Origin of the sequence: Methanococcoides orientis, assembly GCF_021184045.1 — an archaeon.
Taxonomy (GTDB): domain Archaea; phylum Halobacteriota; class Methanosarcinia; order Methanosarcinales; family Methanosarcinaceae; genus Methanococcoides; species Methanococcoides orientis.
On the sequence record NZ_CP073710.1, the window covers coordinates 1,575,662 to 1,588,785 of the forward strand.

General features: G+C 37.0%; 14 protein-coding genes and 1 tRNA gene. 3 read left to right on the forward strand and 12 right to left on the reverse strand.

Going from position 1 to position 13,124, the window contains the following annotated elements; translation table 11 throughout:
• Position 1: 1 nt before the first annotated feature.
• Both J7W08_RS07550 and J7W08_RS07555 read right to left on the reverse strand, forming a co-directional pair.
• Entirely contained in the window at positions 2-1,699 is a 1,698-nt protein-coding gene (locus J7W08_RS07550) for a GNAT family N-acetyltransferase (RefSeq protein ID WP_233083920.1), read from the reverse strand.
• Complete coding sequence (locus J7W08_RS07555) at positions 1,677-3,203, reverse strand: hypothetical protein (protein WP_233083921.1); 1,527 nt, start codon at positions 3,201-3,203, stop codon at positions 1,677-1,679. The genes J7W08_RS07550 and J7W08_RS07555 overlap by 23 nt, the downstream gene beginning before the upstream one ends.
• A 519-nt stretch (positions 3,204-3,722) precedes the next feature.
• On the opposite strand from J7W08_RS07555, the gene J7W08_RS07560 reads away from it, so the two are divergent.
• Entirely contained in the window at positions 3,723-4,046 is a 324-nt protein-coding gene (locus J7W08_RS07560) for a hypothetical protein (protein ID WP_233083922.1), read from the forward strand.
• A 90-nt stretch (positions 4,047-4,136) separates the two neighbouring features.
• On the opposite strand, the gene J7W08_RS07565 is transcribed toward J7W08_RS07560, so the two are convergent.
• The 3 genes from J7W08_RS07565 to J7W08_RS07575 all read right to left on the reverse strand — a co-directional run bounded on the left by J7W08_RS07565 (position 4,137) and on the right by J7W08_RS07575 (position 6,369).
• Positions 4,137-4,796: a hypothetical protein gene (locus tag J7W08_RS07565; protein ID WP_233083923.1), complete on the reverse strand. Its 660-nt coding sequence runs from the start codon at positions 4,794-4,796 to the stop codon at positions 4,137-4,139.
• 133 nt (positions 4,797-4,929) lie between these two features.
• Positions 4,930-5,397 (reverse strand): hypothetical protein, encoded by a 468-nt coding sequence (locus J7W08_RS07570; protein WP_233083924.1) that lies wholly within the window; start codon positions 5,395-5,397, stop codon positions 4,930-4,932.
• Positions 5,398-5,583: 186 nt separating this feature from the next.
• Positions 5,584-6,369 carry a ribonuclease III family protein gene (locus tag J7W08_RS07575; RefSeq protein ID WP_233083925.1) on the reverse strand — a complete coding sequence of 262 codons (786 nt, stop codon included), beginning with the start codon at positions 6,367-6,369 and terminating at the stop codon, positions 5,584-5,586.
• A 785-nt stretch (positions 6,370-7,154) separates the two neighbouring features.
• On the opposite strand from J7W08_RS07575, the gene J7W08_RS07580 reads away from it, so the two are divergent.
• The gene (locus tag J7W08_RS07580; protein ID WP_233083926.1) at positions 7,155-7,433 is read left to right on the forward strand and encodes a hypothetical protein; all 279 of its coding nucleotides are present in this window, start codon (positions 7,155-7,157) and stop codon (positions 7,431-7,433) included.
• A gap of 94 nt (positions 7,434-7,527) precedes the next feature.
• On the opposite strand, the gene J7W08_RS07585 is transcribed toward J7W08_RS07580, so the two are convergent.
• The 5 genes from J7W08_RS07585 to J7W08_RS07605 all read right to left on the reverse strand — a co-directional run bounded on the left by J7W08_RS07585 (position 7,528) and on the right by J7W08_RS07605 (position 10,517).
• Positions 7,528-8,475, reverse strand: coding sequence for a ribonuclease HIII (locus J7W08_RS07585; RefSeq protein ID WP_233083927.1), 948 nt, complete (start codon positions 8,473-8,475; stop codon positions 7,528-7,530).
• A gap of 239 nt (positions 8,476-8,714) precedes the next feature.
• Positions 8,715-8,789, reverse strand: a tRNA-Thr gene (locus J7W08_RS07590).
• A 71-nt stretch (positions 8,790-8,860) separates the two neighbouring features.
• Positions 8,861-9,382 carry a chorismate--pyruvate lyase family protein gene (locus tag J7W08_RS07595; protein WP_233083928.1) on the reverse strand — a complete coding sequence of 174 codons (522 nt, stop codon included), beginning with the start codon at positions 9,380-9,382 and terminating at the stop codon, positions 8,861-8,863.
• 30 nt (positions 9,383-9,412) lie between these two features.
• Entirely contained in the window at positions 9,413-9,724 is a 312-nt protein-coding gene (locus J7W08_RS07600; protein WP_233085743.1) for a DUF5611 family protein, read from the reverse strand.
• Between the two features lie 94 nt (positions 9,725-9,818).
• Positions 9,819-10,517: a radical SAM protein gene (locus J7W08_RS07605; RefSeq protein ID WP_233083929.1), complete on the reverse strand. Its 699-nt coding sequence runs from the start codon at positions 10,515-10,517 to the stop codon at positions 9,819-9,821.
• 197 nt (positions 10,518-10,714) lie between these two features.
• On the opposite strand from J7W08_RS07605, the gene J7W08_RS07610 reads away from it, so the two are divergent.
• Positions 10,715-11,011: a hypothetical protein gene (locus tag J7W08_RS07610; RefSeq protein ID WP_233083930.1), complete on the forward strand. Its 297-nt coding sequence runs from the start codon at positions 10,715-10,717 to the stop codon at positions 11,009-11,011.
• Positions 11,012-11,085: 74 nt separating this feature from the next.
• On the opposite strand, the gene J7W08_RS07615 is transcribed toward J7W08_RS07610, so the two are convergent.
• Positions 11,086-12,078 carry a methanogenesis marker 2 protein gene (locus J7W08_RS07615; RefSeq protein ID WP_233083931.1) on the reverse strand — a complete coding sequence of 331 codons (993 nt, stop codon included), beginning with the start codon at positions 12,076-12,078 and terminating at the stop codon, positions 11,086-11,088.
• Positions 12,079-12,120: 42 nt separating this feature from the next.
• Positions 12,121-12,996: a nitrogenase cofactor biosynthesis protein NifB gene (nifB, locus tag J7W08_RS07620; RefSeq protein ID WP_375141067.1), complete on the reverse strand. Its 876-nt coding sequence runs from the start codon at positions 12,994-12,996 to the stop codon at positions 12,121-12,123.
• Between the last annotated feature and the right edge of the window lie 128 nt (positions 12,997-13,124).

A 13,124-nucleotide genomic window follows, 5' to 3' on the forward strand; every position in this document is an offset into this window, starting at 1 on the left:
ATTATATCAATTTATCTAAAGTCTCTTTATCAATATAAGCACCACTCAATAGTTTTGCAGGGATTCTTTGAATAATGTCTTTATGCCCAATAGGTTTTATTTCCGTGAAGCTTTTGATTTCAATTGCCAAAATTTCCCTCTTTGAATTTGCAAATCTAAAGAAGTCTTTTTCATCGAATACACTTCTTTTTCCATAAGATTCCCATTGAATTTCTGGCTTATCAATTGAAGTCGATTTTATGATACCATAGGCTGAAATCTCTTTTCTGGGACTTTCCACATAGAAAACAATGGAATCCCCTTGTTTGAGAGATTTTCCAAATGGCGCACCTTTAAAGTATACAAAATTTTTCAATCCTTGAAGAACAATCTTTTGGTAAAATTCAGGTTTAATTGGAAGCAAAATGCCTCTGATATCTTTTTTAGTTACTTCTGGAGGTTTATGTCCGGATATCTCCGTAATACCTTTTTCATCAATTAGTATTACACCTTTACTTTTTGCAAAATCGGTTGCTCGGGATTTGAATTTTCTACCAATAAAAATTGGAACATGATAGCCACCATCTATTGTTTTTTGATAAAGCATCGAAACTGGATCTTGATCAACTAGAGTATCCTTTACTTCAATCAGACCTTTGATTTCGAATTTTGAATTTATTTTCTTTTTTATGCTGAAGTCAAGTGCTCTTTTGTCAATAATCGGGTGATTTTCTTCAATTTCAAATCCAAAGTGATTTTCAATTAACCATTCCGTTATTGCTTCCCAGTCATAAGGATCACCTACATATTGAGGCTTTAATGTTTTTGAAAAAAGATAGGATTCGTTTCCATTACCATATAAATCCTCTTTGCCATATATTTTGTAACCGCTCGAAATTAAAAAATGAACAATATCATTATCTTGACAAAATGTATCTACTACTATCTTTTTAAAATTCATTTTTAAGCATTGTTTTTCAGCAATCTCATAAATTTGAGGACCACGTCCAGCTCCTTGAAAATCAGGGTCAACAAATAAACTTTTTAATTCTACATTCCCACTAACAGTTGGTTTTAATATGATTGTAGAAATTAGTTTCCCATATGCCCATTCTCCAAAAGCAATTCTGCTTCCTTCTTTGATACCATCCTTTGCTTTTTGGAGCCATGATTCAAAATTCGGATATTTTTTGCTCAGGTGAGGTAATAGTAATCGATCCAATTCATCAATTTCAGATTCTGATAAAAGTCTAGATATTTGCTTATCACTCGATAAAGATGCTGTATGATAGTCACTAATTTTTGGACTGATTGAATCGTTCTGTATTTTAGATGTTTCTTCATCGTTTAAATAACGATAATTTTGAGGAGCTACAAATTTTTCAAAGATTTCCTTTGGATCAATTTGATTTTCAAAAACCTCTAAATCTTTTATCTTAAAAGCACATCCCATTTCTTTTTGTTTATAATATTCAAAAAAGTCTTTTTTTTCAATCGAACCAAATTCGTTAAATCTATCCCATAGGTTTGAAGGGGTGTCTTCAAATACTTTTTCTATTCGAAAACTCCCAACAATTTTCTTAACTGGGCTGCTTGAATAAATAAATATTTTATTAACATTCTTTTTAGGATTTATTTTTGATTTCCTAAACTCATATTTTTTTTCCCCCACAAGTATTTTATTTGCAAACTTCGGTTTAATTGATAGTAAAACGTTCATTTATAGCACCCTTATTTTTTACCGTTAAATACTGTTCATGGGAAATACTCATGATTGTTTGTGGTGCTGCTCTTAGTACCTTTTCATTTATTAAATCATCTAAATCCAAAGGATTTGCTAAATGGCAATGCCAAGTGAATATAATCACAGTTAGCGGTTTATGTAACATTGTTCTTATATCTTCAATCAAGTACACAGTTCTCTTACCAACAATGCGAATAATTTCTTCTTCATCTGTTAACCGGGAATAAATTTCTTTAACAACTCCAATGGAAGTTATTTTTTGCTCATCCTGAGATCGATAAAACAATACTAAATCTCCCGGTGAAATCATCGTTATCCGAGAATGGGATAAATACGCTTTTTTTATAGTATTTCCTTCTACAATAAAGTCACCACAATACTCAAATAAAGTCGGTTGACGAGATTGAGTTATTTCACTTTTATAGTCTGTGAACAATTTTTTATGCCATACTGGTTGAATCGGCACAACAAATTTAGTCACATTTTCTCCATCATAGAATGTTGGATATAATTTTTTAGAGATTTCAATTGGACTTAATAAACTTGCTTCATTTGAGGTTGAAACCAAGTTTTTCATAAAAATTATTTCACCCGTTTTGTTCATATAACCTTTATCTTCAAACCCATATTCCTTAATCAATTCAATTAAATAATCATAATCAACTTCTTTTTTGATGTAGGTTAGGTACATTTGATCAATTTCATTTTCAATACAAAAATTAGTAGCCAGTTTGAGGAATAGTTCTCCAATTTTATTTCCAACATAAGATACTTTAAAAGTGCATAATTTTAATCGTCTTGCTTTTGAAAATATTGGAGTTGAATCTAGAGGTTCATCTTCATCTTTATAAACTAACAATGCCCCTATTGAACCATCTGGTTTGTGATGAACAAAACATTTCCTTCCTTCTTCACATTTTTGTTTAAACCACTTATTGAACTCAGTTTCTCCATAATCATTTTTCAGAGAGTCGAAAAAAGAATCATTGATGTCTAAAGAGTGTAAGAAGTCATCTTTTAATGCTGGAAGATAACTGATTATCTTTTCCTTTTCATCAAATATATCAAGTGCTTCATCAATTGACAATATTTGATCTTTAATTCCCAAAGCAATTGCTTTTCGATGAATGCCTTTGTCTTCTGTAACCAAAAAGGAAACTGCATTGCGATAAACCGAATAAAGAATAGCATTGTCTATTTCATCATTAATCTTCGATGAAGGTCCAACAATATTCAAAAATGTAGAGTCTTTTTTGTAATTTGGAGGAGATTCGAGTTTTAGGTATGTTCCAAGTTTTGAAATTGAAACATCACGTCGAGACTCATCCTTATCCCTTTTTAAGTCAACGGCCGATTCCGGATGAACCAGTATTTTTGCATCCTTTTTTTTCAAAGCTACAATTAATTGTTGTAAATTGTCAGAGACAACAGCATAATCTTCTCTATAAACGACTATATTTGTATCAATTAATATCCGCATAAAACCACATTCTATAAAATAAAACTATACAAATAAACTCTTTTAGTGATATATATTTATTCTTGATGCTCTAAAAGATTTGGAGATTACTTTTAGCTTGAATAACCCCATTTATTCCAGTCCAGCACACAGAAATAGAATAGCTCAGTGGTACTATCAATCAAAATAACGGTTAGTTCTACTGTTATCGATTTGTAAAAAATATCAAATTTTTCGGCGCTCGCCTTCGGCAATGTTTGCGGCACGTAGTGTCGCCGGTGGCTTTTTTACCCGTCTCCTTAGGTACACTCTTAAGGACTACGTTCCACTATTGAGACATTCATTTTTAAATTGCTCAAAATTACCTTTCAAAATCTCCATGTGAAATTGAGATTGAACTTTATTTCGAACACTTAGCTAAATGCAGTCAAATTAAAGCGCCTTGACACCAACTGATAGATCCACCAAGGATATCACCCACATTTGAAATCACTTTATATGCAATAATGCATTTTATAGCCCATCGGAGGACGAAAAATAATGCACACAGTATATATAAAAGCAGTTAAAGATGAAAATATCTTCACCCCTTGCAATGTCAATGTTGATGCCATTAAATACATACATTGCATAGAGAACAAAGTGTTCCTATCTTTAAATCCTGAGGATGTTGGAGCCATGATTTGCATATATGCTGGAAAGGCCATCAATGGAGAAGAGCAAGTCGATAACATCGTTTCTCTTATTGCATCAGCAAAAGTGAATTCTGAAAAACACGGCATGCCTATTTTACTCGATTTTTCAGAACAGATCGATCGACCAAAAGCTACAATGATGCGAGGTCCTGTTGTTATTGTACATTGAAATACTAATTTTAAGTTGTGCCATTGGCACAACTATTCATTATCAATTTAGCTATGATCTTATCAAACAATCGATTGATCAAAGATTTAATTATGATTTATACTTTTTACTCACAATTTTATATTGGAGTTTACGATAAATATCTAGTATAGCTTCTAATTCTTGTGTTGTTCTATTTTCAATTGAATTAAAGTCCCTATTATCATACATTTCCCAAACATTTTTGCTTGAATCTTTTTCGCCTTGAATGTTCATCCTGTTCATAATTTCTTTAGCTGTTTTGGGGTAAATGTATTTTTCTTCAGGGAAAAGGAATGAGGTAACATTTGATAATTCAATATGTTTGCATTTGAAATACATGTCGTAAAGTTGATCAGGCTTGTCTATATTATAGCGAGAACTTCGGCAATATAAAGCTTGTAAATCAAACCAAGAAACCCCTATTCCACAAACTAGTAATTCTGAGGCTGGTTTTCCTAATATCCATTTTTTATCATTTTGTGATTTTTTCCACTCATTTTTAAAAAGAGTGTAAATATCTTCTAAAAGTTTCATTTCGTTGTTGTCATAGTTCCATAACCAAAGTTGTTTGAAATTTGGCTTCTTTGAAATCTTTGAATCGTATGTTTTTGAAAAAAAAGTACCTCCAAGTAATTTATGTTTCTTTTTATTGGGATTCACAATCAAAGACCTTCCTTCCCGTATTCTTTCTTCTTTTGGAACATAAAATTCAAGGTCAAAATATAACATAGGACACCTCTACGATAAATAACATTAAATTTATATTTTAATTCTAAGTTGACATTATATAAAAAAATGTCGTCGTGATAAAATTTTCTCACTCAATTTAGACAGATTATGTCTCCTTTTTAAAATATACTCATTAAATATGCATAACAATCCTCTTCACATTTCTTGATTCAAAATTCAACTCCATTTCCTTTGCTTTTTTCTTCAAATAAGCTAAAGCACTCCTATGCTTGATTCCAATCTCTCTTGCTTTTTCAAGAGTCAAATCAAGAATAAAATCATAAACTAATCTTTCATCAACAAATACCTGAGCCTGCTTCACATCTAATTCCTGTTCATCAATGCTGTTTGCTTCCTTGCCAATGTAAACGACACTATCAGCATGAACATGTTTCCTTTCAAGAACCCCAGTACCTCCATCGAATTTATGTTCTGGGTGTTCCACATACTGTCCAATTGTCCTCCTCAATGGTTTGAAATAATGAAATCCTTCCTTTATCCTCCCAGTTTCATAATCAATAAATGGTTCATAAACAGCCTTTTGAGGATCACTTGAAAAAGGTATGAGAGGCTTGAGGCTATCAGATGGATGATAAAGCACAATGTACAGATCACTATGTTGGACTGGAACGGTAAGTTGCTGACAACAATGCTCGCTTCTGAAAGTACCAATCTTAAGACAAAGTTATTACTAATAACATAGCAAAATTGCCCAAACACTAAAAAAATCAATTATCAAAAAAGAAATAGACCCCCATTACAGAGGGTTTATCAATTAGTTCAGACTTTAGAAAGTTAGCCAATCTAAATTTGAAAAAGCTCGAGATGCAGCATCTTTCTCAGCGCCCTTTATCTTTTTTCCAGATCCAGTGAAAATATATTTATCGCCAATACACACCTCACATATGTACGTTTTGTCATGAGCAGGACCTTCCTCCTGAACAAGTTCATAGTCTAACGAAAGTTCATTATCTTCACAGTACTTCTGCAACTTTCCCTTAGGATCTAAATACTCTATTTTATTCAACAGGTCATCAAGATCATCATCAAGACCATTAAGACCAAAAAGATCGAGTACAAAGCTTTGTGCTGCATCAAGCCCCTTATCCTCAACTATAGCACCAATGATAGCTTCGACAACATCTCCATATTTGCTACTAAGATCATTCCGACTATTTCCATGAATAATGAATTGATCCAAATATAATTGGTTTTCAAGTGTTTTCAAATTGTCATTCTTGACTAAGAGAGTTTTAAAATCAGTCAAAACACTCTCAATCGACTTACCAGTTTTAATTGCATGGTCATCGAATTTTGTATGCTGACAAGAATACCATGCAATTACTGCACCTAAGATTGAATCACCTAAATATTCCAATTTTTCATAATTTTCATATTTCAGACCACCATTATTTTGCATGTACAAAGCAGGAGTTATACGAACATCATCATACAATGAAGAATGTGTAAGAGCTGATATCAATAGCCTTTCATCATTGAAGTGAACTCCGAGAATGGTCTGATATTCTTCCAAAAGCGATTCAGGTACTGTGAAGTCATCATTTAGTTTCATATTATTTCCTCTTATATCTAAAAAATTCTTTATTCATAGATATAAAAGGACATATGTCTGCAAAAATAAGTTATTAAAACATCTTAAGATAGAATATTGCAATTACCCCATTTTAAGATGACCTAATAGCTTACATTTAAAGCCATAGATCCTTCTAACAAAAAGAGATACTAAAAAATAATACCAATGATAGATTAAATCTGAAGTAATGTGATGTTATCATTGAATATCTCTTTCGGCAGTTTAATGTTAGAGGACATAATATAAAAATGAATGCATATCTAATAGAGCTTGAAAGAGTAATCAAGCATATTATATTGGGAGATTCGACTCAAGACACAGTTGAATCTACAGAAGACATCATTAAAACCGTGAAAAGGTTTTCATCCAGCAAAGTAAATCTACAAATTAATCTAAATTGTTAATTTCCATTTTTGAATTGCTATTTACTGCATCATTAATTCTCTATAATACACTCAGCATGATCATTCAAGGTAAATGATTTGTTAATCATTATTGTGACATAATTCAACATATTCAAATCAAATTGGATATATATTGCTCCAGTAGCCGACAGATCAATTTTGTTAAAGGCTGAGGTTTGAATCATATCCCTCGTATCATTTTTCGGGGAGATATACAACGTACAAAAAGTGTACGCCATCAAAAAGCACTTCGATTATTTATCACCCATTACTTCAAAAATTCCAAAGTCCCATAATAGAGGAAGTGTTCTTAGTTAAAGAGGATGTGAATTAAATATTTCCAGATCATTCAGTATCAATATGGCAAAAGGAAAGAAAGATACGAGTGAATACGAATTACCCGATATTCAAAAAAGCGCTCTGGATAATTGGATAACCTTAAACATACTCCCACAACAAATATCAAATAAAAATTACACCAGTTATGCGCTTAAACTTCTTTTTGAACAAACACCAGATGGTTTCTTCATCACAAATAAGCAGTTTAAAGAAGCGATGGTCAGATGTGATTTCTCACCTGTAAATAAAAATAAATTAAATTGGGATTTTCGAGTTTCTATAAGATCTCCAGAGAAATGATCAAAATGAGGTTATAAACCTAACATATTCTGTTCCACCATTTCAATTATCTCCAATTTGATCTTATTTGCCGTTTGGGATCTTCTTTTTTGACTTAGCATCCCCATATCTCGGATGCTGTCTTGAAGTGCATTTTTGCAACTTCGTGTAACCTATCCCTGCCATACTTTTCAATGAACTTTGCACCAACCTTCTTAACCTTATCCGATGCACCCTTTGGGAATGTTCCAATATACTTCTCGTTCATTTCCTGTATAGTCTCAAGGAAAGCTGCACGTGCAAGGATCGATGCTGCAGCCACTGCAATTGACTGGGTTTCTGCTCTGGGTATCTGAACAGGCTTCACATCGATGTTCCATTGGCAAAGTTCATCCTCTACCATGCTGTCGTGGTATGCAAATTTGTCAATTATGATGCTATCGCCCTGCTGGTACAGGTCTCTGATCGCACTCACATGGTTTACGGTAAGCATAATGTTCAGGTTCTGAAGTTTTTCATAATATTTATTGTATGCAACTGGTTCAAGGATCTTCACGGAGAACATATCACCTGAAATTGAGCTTTTTATCTGCTTTGCAATAGAAATGTTCTGATAATCGGTCAACTGTTTGCAATCCCTAACACCGATCCCCTCAAGAATTGATTCAATTTCCGGAGTGGTCTTTACTGCAGCTACCACAAGAGGACCAAAGAAATCACCCTTACCTGATTCATCAGAGCCAATTACACCGTGTCCATTTGTAACAGGCAAGTCTATAGATGATGTTAACTTTTCTTCGGGAATTGAAATGTTCTTATTATTAGGTGAAGGTACTACACCTTCTATTAGTGCAATACGTATTTCTTCTGCTTCAGGTGATGTGCCTAACTGGGATAGATCAACTTTAATTCCCTTCTTTCCATCGTATATTCTTATTACGCGGGAAAACTGTTTCTTTGATACGCTGAACTGAATACCGAAATTGATTTCCTTTGGCGTGTCCACTTCAAACCCTGGAATCAGGATAGATCTTATCTCATTGTACTTGTCAGTTATTTTCATCTGATTCCCCTTATTACCCTTATCATTATTTCGGTTCTGTAGAAAATCTATCAAAATCACCATCAACAGGTGAATATAGGAAATAAGCATCAATATCTGCCATACATTTTGAATTATTGTTAACTTAAATTCTCATCCAAATTTTGAGGAATTCTACAAAACCAAAATTAGACCCGATTTTAATTAACTACATTATGGTAAAAATAGAAACCAATGACTGGTTAGTCTTGTAATAATAATGGAGCCTCGGGTGGGATTTGAACCCACGACCTCGTCCTTACCAAGGACGCACTATACCCCTAAGCCACCGAGGCACCTTCGTAAAATGGGGGTTGTGATGTGGTTCCCAGATACACAGAATCAATTATGAACCTTTCGGTCGGGTTTATAAATTCCAGCGCTCATCCACCGGGAACTTCTCATTTATCCACATGAGAGTACTATTATCGTGTACTATGCGATATGACCTTGAAAGTGCTTTACTGCTGTCGAAAAGCGGCTCATCTTCGGTTATTTCGATGTTGTCGAAGTCACGGCGGGTCTCGATGCCGCTGTTTCTGAGGATCTTGCCGATGGGGATATCCGCGCGCATGAGGTCCTGACGGATGTCATCGGGCATACGCTCGATGGGGGACAGGGATAGTGCCCTGACGAAGGGCTGGTCGCCTGCTAAGAGTGTCACAAGGCGGTAGTTAACGTCAGACCCTACGGCAATGTCGAGCAGAGATGCTGTTTCCTCGTCTGCCTGTACGAGATGCTGTGCTTCAGTGACCACAGAGACGTCCTTACGGGTCATTATCTCGAGTAGGAATGTTACAGACCCATCGGTACCTGCACATACCCTCAGGCACGTCGGTATGTCGAAGGACTTCAGTGCCTTAAGGAATTCCTTATTAACGAATGTCACAGATGATCAATATCCCCTGGATTAAAAGTCTTACTTGGATACTGCCTTCTTGGCCTGCTTAAGACGTTCCTTGGCGGTGTAGCCTGTTGCCAGCTGAAGGAAGTCCCTGAAGCGCTTGTTGGTGTCAAGGATCATCTCGTCATCGCCGAGAGTAGCATCTGTTACAGTATCTACTACCAGCTTCTTGCCGTCCATCCAGACTGACAGTTCTGTCATCACGCCATAAGAAACTAAAAGCTTGTCACCCTCGCGTTTGATCTCGCTTGGGAAGCATTTTCCAATTTCTTCATAGATTCTTTCGATGTCCGGGGAAAAACCACGTTTTAATTTGTATTCCTGCATTGCTATCGTATTACAGATAGCTATTAACACGAATAAATATTCCGGTATAGCAGGTCATTTGAGAAGCTTTTGTTTTTGGGCTACATTGAGAAGTTCAGTTATTCTCAAGAACCAGTTTTCCACCATCTCCTACAAGCCTGACCTTTTGCACCTTTTCAAGTAACATCTCACCAAGCTTTCTGACCTCATCCCATTGCGGAGTTGGCATATCATGCCCCTTGAAAGGCAGGTCGAAATCAGGATTGCTCATGAACTGGTATAGCATGACCTCTGATGCTTCCTCTATATCCGGCAGGATACGAGCCACTGTATCGGCATTGATGAACTCCGGTATTACCCTTATCCAGACCCTCAGCCATTTTTGCTTTGCAATATCCAGAGATTCACGCAGCAAAGCGACATATTTGGTACTGCGCTCCTCTGACATACCTGTAAGCTCCATGACAGCAGGAATATCATCAAGAGGTGCCTTTATCTCAATAACAAAACCTTTGACGAACGGAAGAGCCTTCTCAAGGACATCCGGCTTCATGCCATTGGATTTGAGCAGTATGCTTTTGCCAGCAGCATGGAGTTCTTCCATCAGGGGAAGCAGGTCCTTCTGGAGGGTTGGTTCCGCACCCCCCAGATAAACATCTTTACTTTCAGATCTCTTTGCAAGGTCCACAACATCCTCAATGGAATATTCCTCCTTGGGCTGTCGTATGTGCACACAATACGGGCATTTCATGTTGCATCCGGCAAATTCCACACGTATCTGCCCCGTATTATCAGATAGGTTTATCAGTCTCATAATGATTCATCCTGAATAATTCTATAAAGACATCGTCATCCAGACATATAATACTTTTCTGCAATACGGAACAGGAAAGACATATTGTAACTTTTCACCCACAAGTCCCCCAATTTCAAAAAAAAAGGCTGATAGGAAGCAGCGATTACTATATATGTAGAACGTACCATCAGTTCTGTCATACAAAGGTGATCACAATGCCAAAAATGCTGACAATTGAAGACCTCGAAAAAAGGAAAGAGAATAAAGAACTCGAAGAGGAATTTGGAGAAGATATCGAGGAGCTTTTCGACCTTGTAATGCCTCCAGGAACACCATCATACATCATCTATGATATTGTAGAAGAATTTGGCCTTCAGCCAGTTGAAAGAAAGATCAACGTTAATGTTGTAGAATCTGACAAAAGAGAAGTTATTGCTCTTAGAGGCAAGCTTGATGTCGTTAAAGAGGCAGAAGAGTACTTCTTCAAAGAAATGCAAGCATTCGTTGAATAATACAGATATTTTAAAAAAAGAGAACCTGTTGAATTGATAACAGGTTCATTTCACATTTTCTGACCATATTCTGGTCAGATCTCTTCTGATTCCATATCGATACCTGTAATGGTATCAGTGTTAAGATCAAAAACAACTGCCTTCTGACCATCTGAATAAATATCTATTTTTTGGGAAGCGTTGATCTTACCGATCACAGCCGCAGTAATTCCAACATCCTCAAATATCCGGATGCATTCATCACAGTTCTCCGGCTTTGCAGTTAAAATATAACCGGTTGCAGGATAGATCTTAAGCCACTGTTCCAGCTCAAGGCCTTCCGGCATGGGTATCTTTGTAACATCCACAGATGCACCGACCTTGCTGGTCTCACACAGCATGCCAAGCGTTCCCACAGTTCCCGGATTACTGATATCCTTCCCTGCTGTAAGCAGCTTCTTCTCAGCAAGGGTCTGCATCACAAGGAAACGGTCGCGAACGGTCTGGTCATCCTTAAAGGAAGTGGTATCCCAGCTGTAAGGGGAATTCTTGCCTACACGGCCGTCCATATCATAGGCAGCTATTACTGCATCTCCCGGCCTTGCCATGTCACTTCTTACAATGCAGTCCTTCTTTGCAACACCAATGATAGCAACACCAAGTGAATTGTATGGAGTGTCAGGATGAACATGCCCCCCAACCATGGGGACACCGAACTTCTTTACTCCGTCCTTGATACCACGCATCATCTCTTTGCATGCTTCCGTATCGCAGGACGACATCACGTTGACCATTGCAACAGGCCTACCACCCATTGCTGATATGTCATTGACATTCACAACTACGGATGTGTATCCTGTCCACCAGGGGCTCTCAAGCGCTATCCTTCCCCATATCGCATCAGCAGCGAACAGTATGACCTCATCCCCGCCAGTATCGAGTACCGCGGCATCATCTCCGAAATCCACGATGGTCTCGCCATATTCGCTGCGCACTTCATCGAACATATTGACAATATCAGCTATTGGTTTCTTGCGGGTCACACCTTCAAAGTTTCGAAGGTTTGCAGCCAGTTGTTCAATATCCAAGTATATCATTCCCTTGTGTAGTTCAGGCAGAACAGAAGAAGATCATTCTTCATGTTCCTTCTTTTTGATAGACTCCATCTTGATAACGTTCCTGCGCTCCTCGCTCATCTGAGAGAGGTCCTTTCCAATAAGACCATATGCATCAGACCTGCACTGGCGGCAGTGGCGCATCTGCTGCACATAAGGCTCACAGATAGCCTGTACTTCCTTGCGCTCTTTCTCAGAAGGTGGCTCCATGCCTGCAAACTTTGCCTGACAGATAAGAGGCATGATGTTCATAATAAAGACACCAAGCTCACGTACTTTCTTTGCAACCTCTAAAATGTGGTCCTTATTGATCTCAGGTATAAGCACAGTATTGATCTTAACAACAAGTCCGGCATCAACTGCCATCTTGATGCCTTCAAGTTGATTATGTATCAGGATCTCTGCAGCCTCAACACCTGTGTAAGACTTGCCTTTGTAAGCTATATGGTCCACGATCTTTGCCTGGATCTCAGGATCGATAGCATTAAGGGTCACAGTCAGTGTACTCACACCAACCCTCAGAATATCTTCCATCTTGTCCGGAAGCGCCAAACCATTGGTACTAAGGCAAAGGGTAACATCCGGGAATTCGTTCTTGATAAGTTCAAGGGCCTCAAAGGTCTCATCGTTAGCAAGAGGATCGCCAGGACCTGCTACTGCAACTACCTTGATGAAAGGATAATCCTTGAGAACGTTCCTTGTCTTTTCAAGCGCTTCCTGAGGAGTCAGAACTTCACTAGTCACTCCCGGACGGCTTTCATTGACACAATCGAACTTACGGTCACAATAATTGCACTGGATGTTGCACTTCGGGGCCACAGCCAGGTGGATACGACCATATTTGTGCTGTGCATCCTTATTGTAGCATGGGTGTTCTGAGATCTTTCTCATAACATCAAGATCAACACCATTCTCATCGTGACATTCCTCAGGAATTTTATCAGTATCAGGCAAAGTTTCTCCTCCAGAATAAATAATATGAAGTCTGCAATTCAATTAGAACCGTTATAGATATAGGT